A 15,371-nucleotide genomic window follows, 5' to 3' on the forward strand; every position below is an offset into this window, starting at 1 on the left:
ATATTATTAAAAAAAAAGTAATTGTTTTTTCAATAATTTCCGTAGTTTTGCACCGAATTTAAAAACACAGTTTTTTTGATTTTTTTAACAATGAAGGTAGCTAAACAAACTTTTAAATTATTCACTCTGGCAGTAATGCTTTTCGCTAGTGCTTTTGCAATGGCTGAAAACACTAATGATACAGGGAAAGATACAGGTAGTCAAATAGATACAAAAGAAGAAGTGGAAGCTTATATTTTGCATCATATTCAAGATTCTCATGATTTTTCTTTGTTCTCATATACAAACGATGCAGGAGAGCGTAAACATTTCGGATTCCCTTTACCAATTATTTTATGGTCAAGTAATGGTTTAACAACTTTTATGTCTTCAGAGTTTCATCATAATGATGATGGTCATGTTATTGTGGAGAAAAACGGATTGAAATTCGCAAAGATTCATTCTAAAATCTATGAGTTAGACGGTGGAGCTGCAACAGTAGCTTTTGACGAAACACACCATGCAACAAATGCACACAGAGTATTAGATTTTTCTATTACTAAAAGTGTAGTAGGTGTCTTATTAATTGGTTTATTAATGTTAATCTGGTTTTCTGGTTTAGCAAGACAATATAAAAAGAGACAAGTACCAACTGGTTTTGGTCGCGTTTTAGAGCCTTTAGTATTATACGTAAGAGACGAAATCTCAAGACCAAACATTGGTGAAAAACATTATAGAAAATTTACAGGTTACTTATTAACGGTATTCTTTTTTATCTGGATATTAAACTTATTAGGTTTAACACCATTTGGTTTTAATGTAACAGGTCAATTAGCAGTTACTGCTTGTTTAGCAATCTTTACATTAGTAATATATACAGTAAGTGGTAATAAAGATTACTGGATGCATATTTTATGGATGCCAGGAGTGCCAATTTTAATTCGTCCAGTTTTAGCTGTGATTGAATTAGCTGGAGCATTAATCATTAAGCCATTTTCATTATTAGTACGTTTGTTTGCAAATATTTCTGCAGGACATATTGTAGTAATGAGTTTAATAGCTATTATGTTTACTCTTAAAAAATCTTTAGGAGTTGTAGGAGCTACAGGATTATCATTAGTATTATCCTTTTTTATAACATTAATTGAAGTATTAGTTGCTTTCTTACAAGCGTATATCTTTACCATGCTTTCTGCATTGTTTATTGGTATGGCTGTAGCAGAGCACGATCATGATCATGCACATGATGATCATGGTAAAGAAGTCCCTGACGCAGAAGATGTGCGAGGAGATTTTATTTAACAAGAGTTTTTTTAATTTAACTATAAATTTTTTATTATGTACAATTTAATTGGAGCAGGTTTAATCGTAATCGGAGCAGGAATTGGTCTTGGTCAAATTGGTGGAAAAGCAATGGAAGGTATTGCACGTCAACCAGAAGCAACAGGAAAAATCCAAACAGCAATGATTATTATTGCAGCACTTTTAGAAGGATTAGCATTCGGTGCTTTATTCTTAGGAAAATAAGCAGCAATCAAATTAAGAACACAAACCTGTAACGGTTGGTTACAGGTTGTGTTTATTAAATTAAAAAAAGAAGAAATTTAAATACATTTAGAAATGGATAAGTTATTAAATGATTTTTCACCAGGATTGTTTGTAGTACAAACAATACTTCTTTTACTATTAATTTTATTAATGGTAAAATTTGCATGGAAACCTATCATGAGTTCTTTAACAGAAAGAGAAGAAGGAATTCAAGGTGCTTTAGATGCTGCTGAAAAAGCAAAATTAGAAATGCAAAACCTGCAAGCAGATAATGCAAACTTATTAAAAGAAGCACGTGCAGAACGTGAGTCTATGCTTAAAGAAGCAAGAGATATTAAAAACACAATGATTGACGACGCTAAAACGGAAGCTCAAGCACAAGCAAACAATATGATTGCTCAAGCACAAGCTGCTATTGAAAGCGAAAAGAAATCGGCTATGGCAGAATTAAAAAGCCATGTTGCTGGTCTATCTATTGAGATTGCAGAAAAAGTAGTACGTCAAGAATTATCTAACAAAGACAAACAACTAGAATTAGTAGAGTCTATGTTAAATGATGCTAAATTAAACTAAGTTTAAATCATGGCAGGAGAAAGAGCAGCAATACGTTACGCAAAAGCAGTTTTAAGTTTAGCTACAGACAAAAATACAGCGGAGGTTGTAAATGCAGATATGGAGCTAATTAATAATACAGTGGAGCAAAGTAAAGACTTAAAAGATATGCTTTATAGCCCTGTAATTAGTTCGACTGTAAAAAAAGCAGCTTTATTAGAAATCTTTAAAGGAATCAATCCTGCAACGGTTAACCTAATAGATACGTTAATTACGAATAAGAGAACAAGTTTATTAGCAGAAGTAGCTTCTAAGTTTATTACCTTATACGAGCAACAAAAAGGAAGTCAAATTGCAATAGTTACAACAGCTGTACCTTTAACAGAAACTTTAGAGTCTAAAGTTTTAGCAAAAGTTAAAGAACTTACAGGGAAAGAAACAGCAATTAAAAATATAGTAGATGAAAGCATTTTAGGTGGTTTCATATTAAGAGTTGGAGATACGCAGTATGATGCTAGTATATCTAACCAATTGAATAAATTGAAAAGAGAATTTACAATAAACTAAGATATTTATATCTAAATAAATAAGTAAGATGGCAGAAGTAAAACCAGCTGAAGTATCAGCAATCTTAAAACAACAACTATCCGGTTTTGAAGCAAGCGCTTCATTAGACGAAGTTGGAACAGTATTAACAGTAGGTGATGGTATTGTACGTGCTTACGGATTAGCTAACGCGCAATATGGTGAGTTAGTAGAATTCGATGGCGGATTAGAAGGTATTGTACTTAATCTTGAAGAAGATAATGTAGGTATTGTACTTTTAGGAACTTCAGTAGGAGTTAGAGAAGGTTCTACAGTAAAACGTACTAATCGTATTGCTTCTATTAAAGTAGGAGAAGGTATTGTTGGTCGTGTTGTAGATACACTAGGAAATCCTATCGATGGTAAAGGACCAATCGCTGGAACTACTTATGAGATGCCTTTAGAGCGTAAAGCTCCTGGAGTTATCTATAGAGAGCCAGTAACAGAACCGTTACAAACAGGTATTAAAGCAATTGATGCGATGATCCCAGTTGGTAGAGGACAACGTGAGTTAGTTATTGGTGACAGACAAACAGGTAAGACTGCAGTTTGTATTGATGCTATCTTAAACCAAAAAGAATTTTACGATGCAGGGGAACCTGTTTATTGTATATATGTTGCTGTAGGTCAAAAGGCTTCAACAGTAGCACTTATTGCTAAAACTTTAGAAGAAAAAGGAGCTTTAGCGTACACAACAATAGTAGCTGCAAATGCATCAGATCCTGCTGCAATGCAAGTATATGCACCTTTTACAGGAGCATCTATTGGAGAGTACTTTAGAGATACTGGTAGACCAGCTTTAATTGTATTTGATGATTTATCAAAACAAGCAGTTGCTTACCGTGAGGTATCTTTATTATTAAGACGTCCACCGGGACGTGAGGCGTATCCTGGAGATGTATTTTATTTACACTCAAGATTATTAGAGCGTTCTGCAAAAATCATTAATAATGATGCTATTGCTAAAGAAATGAATGATTTACCAGATTCATTAAAACCAATCGTAAAAGGTGGTGGTTCTTTAACAGCATTACCAATTATTGAAACACAAGCAGGTGACGTTTCAGCATATATTCCAACAAACGTAATTTCTATTACAGATGGACAAATCTTCTTAGATGGAGATTTATTTAACTCTGGTGTTCGTCCAGCAATTAACGTAGGTATTTCTGTATCTCGTGTTGGTGGTAATGCACAGATTAAGTCTATGAAAAAAGTATCTGGTACTTTAAAATTAGATCAAGCACAATACCGTGAGCTAGAAGCTTTCGCTAAGTTTGGTTCTGATTTAGATGCGGTTACTTTAAATGTAATTAATAAAGGAAAACGTAACGTGGAGATCTTAAAACAAGGTCAAAATGATCCGTTTACAGTAGAAGATCAAGTAGCAATTATTTATGCTGGATCTAAAAATTTATTAAAAGACGTTCCTGTAAATAAAATTAAAGAATTCGAAAGAGATTATCTTGAATTTTTAAATGCTAAACATAGAGATGTTTTAGATACATTAAAAGCAGGTAAATTAACAGATGAGGTTACAGACACATTAATGACTGTATGTAAAGACCTTTCTGCTAAATATAGAGCTTAGAAGTTTTAAGTTTAGAGTTATGAGTTTAAAGTTTACTTACTCATAACTCTAAATTTCAATTATAAAATTAATGTCACTCTTAGCATTGCCAAAACATAAAATGTATTTTGTGTTGAAGGCACCAAGAAAATCTTGGCGAAGAGTCTTTACATAAATAAAGAATGGCGAATCTTAAAGAAATACGTAATAGAATAGCTTCAGTATCTTCAACGATGCAGATTACTAGTGCCATGAAAATGGTATCTGCTGCAAAATTGAAAAAAGCACAAGATGCTATTACAGCAATGCGTCCTTATGCAGATAAGTTAACGGAGCTTTTACAAAGTTTAAGTGCAACACTTGATGCAGATTCTGGAAGTAAATTTTCGGAGCAACGTGAGGTAAATAATGTATTAATTGTTGCTATAACTTCGAATAGAGGTTTATGTGGTGCTTTTAATTCAAACATTATTAAGCAAACACAAAACTTAATTTCTAATGTACATGCAGGTAAAAAAGTATCTGTATTAGCAATAGGAAAAAAGTCTAACGATGCCTTTTCTAAAAAAGGAATTGTAATTGACAACAAGAGTGCTATTTTTGATGATTTAACCTTTGATAATGTTTCCGTAATAGCAGAAATGCTAATGGAAAAGTTTGTTGCAGGAGAATTTGATAAGATCGAAATTGTGTACAATAAGTTTAAAAATGCTGCTACACAAATCATAATGACTGAACAATTTTTACCAATTGTTCCTGTAGAAGGTGAAGCGGTTAATAATGCAGATTATATTTTTGAACCTTCAAAATTAGAAATCGTTGAGCAATTAATTCCTAAGTCGTTAAAGACACAATTATATAAAGGAATTAGAGATTCTTTTGCTAGTGAACATGGTGCTCGTATGACAGCAATGCATAAGGCTACAGATAACGCAACAGAATTAAGAGATCAACTTAAATTGACATACAATAAAGCACGTCAAGCATCTATTACTAATGAAATATTAGAGATCGTTGGTGGAGCAGAAGCTTTAAATAACTAAAGAATAAATATTATTAAAATGTCACCTTGAGAGCAGTCGAAAGGTCTTTTTATAAACTAAAACAAAGCTTTACTATTATTAGTAGAGCTTTTTTTATGGAACATTATTCGATTTACTATCTTTATAACTATTAAACGAATGTCCATAAGGATCAATAAAACATCTATTCTATCTTTTTTCATACTTTTTCTTTTGGCAAGTTTCTCCAATTGTTCTAGTAGTTAAGAAATAAATAAGGAAAGCAAACCAAAAGGAAGATATTGTAATATGTACGTTTAAACGCGATTTGTATGGTAACCAATTGGCAAAAAAAGCCGATTTCCCTTTTCAGTTAAAAGGTAATGAATGTGTTATTATTTATATAGAAGATAGTACAACCAAGTATTATAAAATTGAGGATCTCATAGAAAAACCAAGAGATGAATATCCAAGCGAGACCCAAAAACTAAATGGTATATAGTATTCTAAATATGAAAGCTTCTTTAAAAATTACTTTTTTATTACTAATCCTTATTTGCCTAATTGGTTGTAAACCTTCCAAATACGCATTTCAAAAAGAGGCCCCTTTTCAATTAACACGTGCATATTTTAATAATTGGACTACCGGGATTAAAATTGGCAGTACAGGTTTAAATATATATTTTGCAAATCTAATACCAGCAAAAAATATAACCATAGATAGTGTGTTTTTTAGAAGAATGAAAGGAAAGTTAAAAGAGGGAAAAGGATTATATACCTCTAGATTAACTAAAAGATTAACCAATGCAGAAGATAATTTACTAACAACTAATGGATTTTTTCCTTTTAAATTAGGAAACAGAGAATGTGTAATTAGTTACCTAGAACACGGCGTAGTTAAATACTATAAAGTAAATTATGTAGAAGAAAAAGAAGGTGTTTATTATCTAGATGGACCTCCAAAAGATTAATACTTTTTATACTGCAACAAATTCAATACATTTAAGCCTAATTAAAAAATAACATTGAGTACATTAAAAAGGTTTTTTAAAGACACAATTATTTATGGGTTGGCAACAGTTTTGCCAAGGCTTATGAATTTTATTTTAGTGCCTTTACATACGGGTAATTTGGCACTTTCTAATTACTCAGATAATACAACGTTTTATATTTATGCGGCTTTTTTTAATGTCCTTCTAACCTATGGTATGGAAACTTCATTTTTTAGGTTTTATAATTCGCATAAAGAAAAACTAAAAGTATTTTCCACCGTATTAATTAGCCTTTCCATTACCACTATTGTTTTTTTAGGTGTCGTATTATTCTTCAATAATGAAATAGCTTCCTTTGTTAATTTAGATATTGAGTATTTTAATCTTTTAATAGGTGTATTAGCCTTAGATACCTTAGTTGTAGCTCCTTTTGCATATTTAAGAGCTACAGGAAGACCTATCAAATTTACAGCCATTAAACTCTCTAATATTGTTGTTTATGTTATTTTAAATTACTTCTTCTTTTGGGCCGTTCCAAAATTTAATCTACAGTTTTCTTTTTATGATAAAGAAGATCTAGTGAAGTATATATTTATTTCCAATTTAGTAGCTAGTATGGTTACCTTTTTACTACTAATACCCTATTTTTTTAAATCGAAACTACAATTTAGTAAGACTATTTTTAAGCAACTAATAAATTATGGTTGGCCAATCATGATTGCTGGTTTAGCCTATGTAATAAACGAAAGTTTCGATAAATGGATATTACCACGAGAATTAGGAAAAGATATCAATGGTGCATATAGTGCATGCTACAAAATAGCCGTGTTTATGACTATTTTTATTCAAGCGTTTAGACTAGGAGCAGAACCTTTTTTCTTTAATCATGCTAAAGAAAAAAATGCAACAAAAACCTATGCCGATATTATGAAGTATTTTGTAATCTGTGGTAGTATAATGTTACTGGTTATTATTGCTTTTTTAGATGTAATCAAAGAACAACTAGTTCCTAATGAAGCGTACTGGATTGCAATAGATATTGTACCAATAGTATTATTAGCAAATTTGTGTTTAGGTATTTATTTCAACTTAGGCATTTGGTATAAACTTACAGATAAAACGAGATATGGCATGTATCTATCCATTGTTGGTGCAGTCATTACTATAGCATTTAATTTAATAATGATTCCTAAAATAGGTTTTATAGCATCTGCTTGGGCAACTTTATTAGCTTATGGCATCATGATGCTTTTATCGTATTATTTAGGACAAAAACATTATCCAGTGCCTTATAACATAAAAGCAATACTTGGCTATTTAGGGGTAGCGATTATATTATCTATTTTAGCATTATATACAAACGGAAACTATTATATTAATACAGCATTAGTTTTATTATTTTTGGGAATCGTTTTCTTTTCCGAAAAAAATAAAATCAAACAACTATTAAAACAATAACTATTTGTCACCTCGAGCACAGTCTAGAGGTCGCATTACAATTAAAAAGTGAATTTAAAAAGTACCGCTTTCGCGGAAAAAAAACATGACAATAAAAATAATAAACAAATCTACTCACGCATTACCACACTATGAAACCATAGCGTCTGCTGGAATGGATTTAAGAGCAAATATTACCGAATCCATAGTACTTAAGCCTTTAGAAAGAACTATTGTTAAAACGGGCTTGTTTATAGAATTACCAATAGGTTTTGAAGCACAAGTTAGACCAAGAAGTGGTCTTGCTGCAAAAAAAGGAATTACCGTATTAAATGCACCAGGAACAGTAGATGCAGATTACAGAGGAGAAATAGGGGTTATTTTAGTAAATTTATCGAACCAAGATTTTACCATAGAAAACGGGGAGCGTGTTGCTCAATTAGTTATTGCTAAACACGAACGTGCAGCATGGATAGAAGTAAATGAACTTTCGGAAACCGATCGAGGAGAAGGCGGCTTTGGAAGTACAGGGACTTCTTAGGAAACCCTGAAAGGTTTTTAAACCCTAGCAGGTATAAATAACATAAAGTTTAATGAAACAGATTTCCACGAAAGTGGAAATGAAAATATAATTTTCAATGAAAATAATAGTTCCAATGGCAGGACGAGGTTCTCGTTTACGTCCACATAGTTTAACCGTACCAAAACCATTAATTCCTGTTGCAGGACAGCCAATTGTACATAGATTGGTTAAAGATATTGCCAAAGTTTTAAAGCAACCAATAGAAGAAATAGCATTTGTTCTTGGGGATCCAGCTTGGTTTGGTGAAGAGGTAGTTACAAGTCTTAAAGCTCTAGCAGAAAGTCTTGGTGCAAAAGCATCTATTTATAGACAAGACAAACCATTAGGCACTGGTCACGCTATTATGTGTGCCGAGCCATCCCTTTCTGGTCCTGCGGTTATTGCGTATGCAGATACGTTAATTCGTGCAGATTTTAACTTAGATCCAGAAGCAGATGCTGTGATTTGGACTAAAAAGGTGGCAAACCCAGAAGCTTATGGTGTTGTAAAATTAAATGCAGAAAATAATATTACAGAGCTTGTTGAAAAACCAGAATCCTTTGTTAGTAACCAAGCTGTAATAGGGATTTATTACTTTAAAGACGTTGCTGTTTTAAAAGGAAAACTGCAAGAGGTTTTAGATGAAAACATTATGAATGGAGGAGAATACCAAATAAACGATGGTATTTTACGCATGATGGCTGAAGGAAAAGTCTTTAAAACAGGAACCGTTGATGAGTGGATGGATTGTGGTAACAAAGCCGTTACTATAGAAACCAACACCAGAATGTTAGGCTTTTTAAAAGCAGATAATGAAGAACAATTAATTGCAGATTCTGTAACTTTAGTAAACTCTAAAATTATTGAACCTTGTTATATTGGCGAAAACGTGAAACTTACCAATACTACTGTCGGACCAAATGTATCTATTGGTAATAATTGTACCTTAGAAAACGTTAGCGTTAAAAATAGTTTAATACAAAACCATACCAGCATAAAAAACGCTAATTTAGACGAAGCAATGATTGGAAACCATGTAAAGTATAATGGCGAGTTTACTAGAATTAGTATTGGTGATTATTCTGTTTTGGAATAACAAAGTTTCTGCGCAGGCAGGAATCTCATGAATGTAATTAAATCGAGTTTGGAATAACAATAGATTCCAACGTAAAAGAAAATTAAGGTTCCCTTTTTCAAGGGAAATAAATATGAAAAAACAACTGTACATATTACTATTTATCTTCGGAATACTTCTCTTTCCGCAGGCAAACTATGCACAAGTTGATTTTAATAAGAAGCCTGATGATGATTTAGGAGACAATGAAGATGCATATCAAGAATTCTTTTTCGAAGCCTTAAAACAAAAGGGCATTGAAAACTACGATCGTGCTATTGAAGCATTATTAAAATGTGAAAAAATAGACAATTCAGATCCTGCTTTGTTTTTTGAACTAGGAAAAAACTACAGCCAACTTAAAAACTTTGGAGCAGCAGAAGATGCCCTTCAAAAAGCAATAAAAAAACAACCAGATAACGAATGGTATTTAGATGAGCTTTACGGAGTTTATGCAAAACAAAACGATCTGGAAAACGCCATTAAAACCGTAAAAAAACTTGTTAAATACCATCCAGATTATAAAGAGGATTTAGCAACGCTGTATGTTAAAACCAAGAAATATGATGATGCTCTTAAAGTTTTAGATGAAATGGATGCAGAGCTTGGTGTTTCAACCACAAGAGATCGTGTTAGAAACATGATTTATAATGCAACTGGAAATAAAAAAGATCAAATTGAAAACTTAGAAGAACGCGTAGAGGATAATCCGGAGGAAGAGAAAAACTACCTTTCTCTAATTTTTCGATATAGCGATAATAACGAAAAAGAAAAAGCTTTTGAAACGGCAATAAAACTATTAAAAAGCCATCCTAATTCAGAAATGGTACATTTGGCTTTATACAAGTTTTACCTAGATGATAATGAAGCCGAAAAGGCAGTAGCTTCTATGCAAATTGTACTTAAATCGAGTCAAATTAAACCAGAAGCTAAAATGATGGTATTGTCCGATTTTGTGAAATTTGTAGCTATACATCCAGAATATGAAAGCCAACTGGTAGAAATTACTTCAAACATCACAGAAGACGAAAAAGGGAAATCAAATATAGAAGTTGCACAATACTTTTTGGCTAAAGGAGATAAAGCCAAAGCAGTGATGTATTACGAAAAAGCATTAGAAAAAGAACCAGATAACTTTGGTGTACTTCGTAATGTATTGTTATTATACATAGATGTAGAAAACTATTCAAAAGCGGTAGAAAAAAGTGACCTAGCTTTAGATAAATTCCCTTCACAACCCATATTTTATTTAGTAAATGGTGTTGCTAAAAATAAATTAAATAAACCAGATAAAGCAATACGAGTTTTAGAAACTGGTTTAGATTATGTAATTGATGATCATAAAATGGAAGGTGATTTTTACAAACAAATAAGTATTTCTTATACCCAATTAAACAATACAGACAAAGCAAAAACGTTTAGTGAGAAAGCAAAACAATTAGAATCTACAAATTAGATGCATACAAAACGCCTTATATATTCCCTTTTCTTTTTTGTTTTTTTGTTAGTAGGTTGTACCGCTACCAAAACAGTAACATCTAGAAAAGGCAATTTAAACCTAACCGCTAAGCAACTTATAAAAGAAAATGCAAAGCAAACACCAAGTTTTAAAACACTTGCTGCAAGAGTGAAAATAGAATATGCCAAGGGAGAAGCCTCTCAAAGCACAACGATAAGTCTAAGAATGGAAAAAGACAAAACCATTTGGATGAGTAAATTTGGCTTTGTCAAGGTGTTAATTACTCCAGAACGCGTAAGCTTTTACAATAAATTAGATAACAGCTATTTTGATGGAGATTACAAATATCTAAGTGATTTATTAGGAACCGATTTAGATTTTGATAAGGTGCAAAACATGCTTTTAGGAGAAGCTTTGTACGATTTAAACAAGAATGATTTTGAAGTTTTCACACAAGGAAATGAATATGTTTTGAAACCTAAAATTCAGCCTGAAGCTTTCGAGTTATTTTATATTCTAAATGCTTCACATTTTAAAATAAACTCGCAACAACTCGCCCAAGAAAAAGAAAATAGAATGCTTCAAATAGATTATACAAGCTATCAAGAGGTCGACAAACAAACTTTTCCGCAGCATATAAAAATTAATGCCGTAGAAGCTTTTGAAGAAACAAGACTAAATCTAGAGTTTAAGTCTATAGCTTTAAATGAAAAACTAAGCTTTCCGTATAATATTCCTTCTGGATTTGATGAAATTACACTTAAATAATGCAGCGTAAACTTACATACAAAATAGCCTTTTTAATCGCATTATTTTTTTGCACTTCCCTTTCGTTTTCACAAAGTAAAAAGCAACAAGAGTTAGAAGAACGCAGACAAGAATTGCGTCGCGAGATACAACAAATAAACAGTCTGCTTACGAAAAATAAATCGCAACAAAAATCGCAATTAACACTAATAGAAGACTTGAATTATAAGGTTAGTGTGCGTAGAAACTTAATAAAAGTTACCAACCAACAAGCCAATTTGCTTACTCGTGAAATTAACGATAACCAGAATAAAATATCCGAGCTAAGAGAAGAGTTAGCAACGCTAAAAGACAATTATTCTAAAATGATTGTTACTTCATATAAAAGTAAAAGTGAGCAAAGTCGTGTCATGTTTTTATTGTCTTCTAGTAATTTTCAGCAAGCCTATAAACGTATAAAATATATTAACCAATATGCCGAATACCAAAAGGAACAAGGGGAATCTATTAAAGCAAAAACAGCCGAGTTACAAGTAATCAATACGGCTTTATTAAAGCAAAAAGCAGACAAGCAGCAGCTTATTAGTGAAAATAAAGTAGCACAAGTTGAATTAGAAAAAGAGCTAAAACAACACGAAACCTTAATGGCTGCCATTAATAAAGATGTGAGTAAATATGCAACGCAAATTAAAAGCCGACAAGCAGAAGCAAGTAGAATAGACAGAGAAATAGAAAGAATAATTAAAGAGGCTATTGCAAGTTCTAATGCCAAATCTGGAACAAAATCTACTTCTAAGTCCACAGCTTATGCCATGACACCAGAAGATAAGGTATTGGCTAATAGTTTTGTTACTAGTAAAGGTAAATTGCCTTGGCCTGTAGAAAAAGGAATTGTAAAATTACGCTATGGTAGACAGCCAAGTCCCATTGTAAAAACCATTATGATACAAAGTAATGGGGTTAGAATTGCGACAGAAAAAAACGCAAAAGTACGCGCCGTTTTTAATGGAGAAGTATATCGAATAATTGGATCTAAAAACGGAAACCCTTCCATTTTAATTCGACATGGTAATTACTTTACGGCATATTCTAATCTAGGAAAAATCTACGTTAAAAAAGGAGATAAAGTAACCACTAAACAAGAAATAGGTGAAGTTTTTACAAACCCTTCAAACGGGCAAACCATGTTAAGTTTTAGTGTGTTTAATAACTCTAAAACAGAAAATCCAGCTTCTTGGATTTTTAAAATGTAAAATTCCTGCGAAGGCATGAATCTCTTAATCGTTGAATTAGAACCCAAATTTATAACATGAAAAAATATTTAGTAATTGCCATTTGTATTCTAGTAACAGCTTGTAGTAGTAATGATTCAGATAATGTATCACAAAGTAATGCACCAAGTGGCGCTTTAATAAAAGTGGAGGTTTTTAACCTAATTTCAGATATTACTTCTAAACTCACGTATTCTTTCGATAGCAGAGGAAGGATAGCTTCTTTAAATCAAAAGATATTTTTAACTGATGAAACCAGAAATACAACTGTAACATACTCCTATAATTCAAACGGACAAATTGTAAGACATGCAAGCACTTATGAAGGGAATGATGAAATAACAGAGTATGTTTTCAATATTGATTTAATTACATCTTCAACTAGATACCATAATAACGGATCCATTTATAGGAGAAATTATTCATACAATAATATAGATCAGTTAATTAGAGAGTCTATTTTAAATGAAAATAATATCGAAACTGCATCTAAAGAGTATACTTACACTAATAACGGAAATATAGAAAATACCTATCAGGAAAATGATGGTTCATTTATAGAATATACTTTTGAGTATGATAATAAAAATAATCCAGCCAACACGTTATATAATAACCAAGAAATCAGTAAAATAATAGGGTATAATTATAACAATAAAACAAAAAGAGTTTATTCAACAAATAATGGGACAAATGTATATACATTAGAATACACTTATAATGACGCTGGTTATCCACTGACCTCTAATGAATATTTGGGTGGAGAATTAGTAACACAATCCACATTTACTTATCAAGATTAGTATCTAGATTTCTCGACAAATTTGAAATAACAAAGAAATCTACGCATCTACAAACAAAGCCTTCAATTCTGTAGCATCATTAGGTTTCATTTTTCCAGCAAGTACTAAGCTTAATTGTTTACGCCTTAATGCTCCTTCAAAACGTTCTTTTTCTAATTCGGTTTCCGGTTCTAGTTCTGGAACTCTAATTGGTCGTCCAGTTTCATCTACAGCAACAAAAGTGTAAATAGCTTCGTTAGCTTTGTCTTTAATGCCAGATTCTCTGTCTTCAATCCAAACATCTATATAGATCTCCATAGAGCTATTAAAGGCTCTAGAAACCTTAGCATCGACGGTTACCACACTTCCTAAAGGAATAGCACGATTAAAAGCAACATGATTAACAGAAGCAGTTACCACAATACGACGCGAATGACGACGAGCACTAATGCCTGCTGCGCGATCCATTCTTGCCAGTAATTCGCCACCAAAAAGGTTGTTAATTGGATTGGTTTCACCAGGTAAAACCATATCTGTCATTATTGTTCTAGATTCTTTAGGTGTTTTAGCTTGCATCAAAAATGTATTAATTTTTTGTTTCCGAAAAACCGAAAATAATTGAAAATGCAAAGGTAAACCGAATTTAAGATTTAGTAGCTAATAAAAACATAAATTAAAATAGCAACAGGAAGTAGATTTAACGCTATCTGTATGTATTGTAAAGGGTATAAAAAAAGAAACCTTCCCAAAAAAGGAAGGTTTTATAATAGGATGTCGTTTAGAAATTAGTTTAAATCTTTAACTAATAACCAAGCTTCTTTATTATGTGTTTTTTTAACATCACGTAACGCTTGTAATGCTTCTAATCTATCAGTATAACTAGAATAAACAACTTGGTGCAAACCATATTTGTTAGCTCCAATTTTTCTAGCATTAAAGCCTTGATTTTTTAATTGCTTTACTTTTTTATCACAATTTTCTTCCGCTCTAAAAGCACCAGCAATAATGTGATATTTACCAGTTTGCTTGTTTACCGTAAGGGTTACAGCAGGAAGCGGATTATCTATTACAAAAGTAGCTTCTTGAATTTTGTTTTCAAGTTGTGTATTCGCTTCTTCTTGTGCTAGTTGGTTATGTGTTTCAATTTGGCTTACATAGTAATTAGAAGAAACCAAACCTCCAGCAGTTAATGCTAATAATGCAATTGCTGCATATTTTAAATAAGGTCTCGCTTTGCGTTTTTCTGGAGTTATTGTAAGCGGAATTACTTTTTCTATTGCTTCTACCTCTTCCTTATACACTTCTCTTGTAATTGTAGGAGAAACGAATTGGTTTAAACCAAAAGCATCGGTTAAGTAATTTAAATGATACGATGGCTCAAACAACATTTTACCTTCGTTGTTAAAAGATAAATCTCCAATATTATCAAAGGTTAGTGTTTCGCCTTCTGTTAAATACGATTTTAAAGATTTTACTCTTTTCTCTATTTTTTTAACAGCAACTTCAAAAGGAATCTTTTCTACATCCGCAATATAATGCGCCAACAAACCATCGTTTTGTTGTATTTGCTCGTTAAAAGACAATACTTTTTTTGGAGGATAAAAGGCATTTGTTGAGGCATGTACTTTCGCAGAAACGCGTTGTGTTAAAAAGGTACCAAAGTTAGGTACTGTAACACAGTCGTATCTGTATAATAAATCACTTATGTAGGTTTCTAATCGCATAAAACAAAGTTATAAATTTTTTACTTCAGAAAAAAGAACGCGTGTATG

General features: G+C 32.0%; 17 protein-coding genes. 15 read left to right on the forward strand and 2 right to left on the reverse strand.

All coding sequences use genetic code 11. The annotated features are described in order from the left end of the window. Positions 1–159: 159 nt before the first annotated feature. From atpB to FG167_RS05825, 15 genes are all read left to right on the forward strand, one after another. Positions 160–1,281 (forward strand): F0F1 ATP synthase subunit A, encoded by a 1,122-nt coding sequence (atpB, locus tag FG167_RS05755; protein WP_370568424.1) that lies wholly within the window; start codon positions 160–162, stop codon positions 1,279–1,281. Between the two features lie 36 nt (positions 1,282–1,317). Next, positions 1,318–1,506, forward strand: a complete 189-nt coding sequence (gene atpE / locus FG167_RS05760) for an ATP synthase F0 subunit C (protein WP_013993139.1) — start codon at positions 1,318–1,320, stop codon at positions 1,504–1,506. 93 nt (positions 1,507–1,599) lie between these two features. Beyond that, entirely contained in the window at positions 1,600–2,100 is a 501-nt protein-coding gene (locus FG167_RS05765) for a F0F1 ATP synthase subunit B (RefSeq protein ID WP_203460463.1), read from the forward strand. A gap of 9 nt (positions 2,101–2,109) precedes the next feature. Beyond that, positions 2,110–2,646: an ATP synthase F1 subunit delta gene (gene atpH / locus FG167_RS05770; RefSeq protein WP_203460464.1), complete on the forward strand. Its 537-nt coding sequence runs from the start codon at positions 2,110–2,112 to the stop codon at positions 2,644–2,646. Positions 2,647–2,674: 28 nt separating this feature from the next. Next, positions 2,675–4,255 (forward strand): F0F1 ATP synthase subunit alpha, encoded by a 1,581-nt coding sequence (atpA, locus tag FG167_RS05775; protein ID WP_203460465.1) that lies wholly within the window; start codon positions 2,675–2,677, stop codon positions 4,253–4,255. 161 nt (positions 4,256–4,416) lie between these two features. Beyond that, positions 4,417–5,277, forward strand: a complete 861-nt coding sequence (gene atpG / locus FG167_RS05780) for an ATP synthase F1 subunit gamma (RefSeq protein WP_203460466.1) — start codon at positions 4,417–4,419, stop codon at positions 5,275–5,277. 301 nt (positions 5,278–5,578) lie between these two features. After that, complete coding sequence (locus tag FG167_RS05785) at positions 5,579–5,737, forward strand: hypothetical protein (RefSeq protein WP_203460467.1); 159 nt, start codon at positions 5,579–5,581, stop codon at positions 5,735–5,737. 10 nt (positions 5,738–5,747) lie between these two features. Further along, positions 5,748–6,206, forward strand: a complete 459-nt coding sequence (locus FG167_RS05790; protein ID WP_203460468.1) for a hypothetical protein — start codon at positions 5,748–5,750, stop codon at positions 6,204–6,206. Between the two features lie 54 nt (positions 6,207–6,260). Continuing rightward, the gene (locus FG167_RS05795) at positions 6,261–7,685 is read left to right on the forward strand and encodes a polysaccharide biosynthesis C-terminal domain-containing protein (protein WP_203460469.1); all 1,425 of its coding nucleotides are present in this window, start codon (positions 6,261–6,263) and stop codon (positions 7,683–7,685) included. Between the two features lie 85 nt (positions 7,686–7,770). After that, positions 7,771–8,205, forward strand: coding sequence for a dUTP diphosphatase (gene dut / locus FG167_RS05800; protein ID WP_203460470.1), 435 nt, complete (start codon positions 7,771–7,773; stop codon positions 8,203–8,205). Between the two features lie 97 nt (positions 8,206–8,302). After that, a complete protein-coding gene (locus tag FG167_RS05805; RefSeq protein ID WP_203460471.1) occupies positions 8,303–9,322 on the forward strand; it encodes a sugar phosphate nucleotidyltransferase in 1,020 nt (339 codons plus the stop codon). A 112-nt stretch (positions 9,323–9,434) separates the two neighbouring features. Next, positions 9,435–10,796 (forward strand): lipopolysaccharide assembly protein LapB, encoded by a 1,362-nt coding sequence (locus FG167_RS05810; RefSeq protein WP_203460472.1) that lies wholly within the window; start codon positions 9,435–9,437, stop codon positions 10,794–10,796. Beyond that, positions 10,797–11,567: a DUF4292 domain-containing protein gene (locus tag FG167_RS05815; protein WP_203460473.1), complete on the forward strand. Its 771-nt coding sequence runs from the start codon at positions 10,797–10,799 to the stop codon at positions 11,565–11,567. It begins immediately after the preceding gene. Next, entirely contained in the window at positions 11,567–12,799 is a 1,233-nt protein-coding gene (locus tag FG167_RS05820; RefSeq protein WP_203460474.1) for a murein hydrolase activator EnvC, read from the forward strand. Before FG167_RS05815 ends, FG167_RS05820 begins: the two co-directional genes overlap by 1 nt. A gap of 56 nt (positions 12,800–12,855) precedes the next feature. Further along, positions 12,856–13,620, forward strand: coding sequence for a hypothetical protein (locus FG167_RS05825; protein WP_203460475.1), 765 nt, complete (start codon positions 12,856–12,858; stop codon positions 13,618–13,620). A gap of 39 nt (positions 13,621–13,659) precedes the next feature. Here FG167_RS05825 and FG167_RS05830 read toward each other — a convergent pair whose 3' ends face one another. Together FG167_RS05830 and FG167_RS05835 are read right to left on the reverse strand one after the other, a co-directional pair. Beyond that, positions 13,660–14,175, reverse strand: a complete 516-nt coding sequence (locus FG167_RS05830) for an acyl-CoA thioesterase (protein ID WP_203460476.1) — start codon at positions 14,173–14,175, stop codon at positions 13,660–13,662. Positions 14,176–14,384: 209 nt separating this feature from the next. Then, a complete protein-coding gene (locus tag FG167_RS05835) occupies positions 14,385–15,323 on the reverse strand; it encodes an SPOR domain-containing protein (protein ID WP_203460477.1) in 939 nt (312 codons plus the stop codon). Between the last annotated feature and the right edge of the window lie 48 nt (positions 15,324–15,371).

This window comes from Lacinutrix sp. WUR7 (genome assembly GCF_016864015.1).
Taxonomy (GTDB): Bacteria; Bacteroidota; Bacteroidia; order Flavobacteriales; family Flavobacteriaceae; genus Oceanihabitans.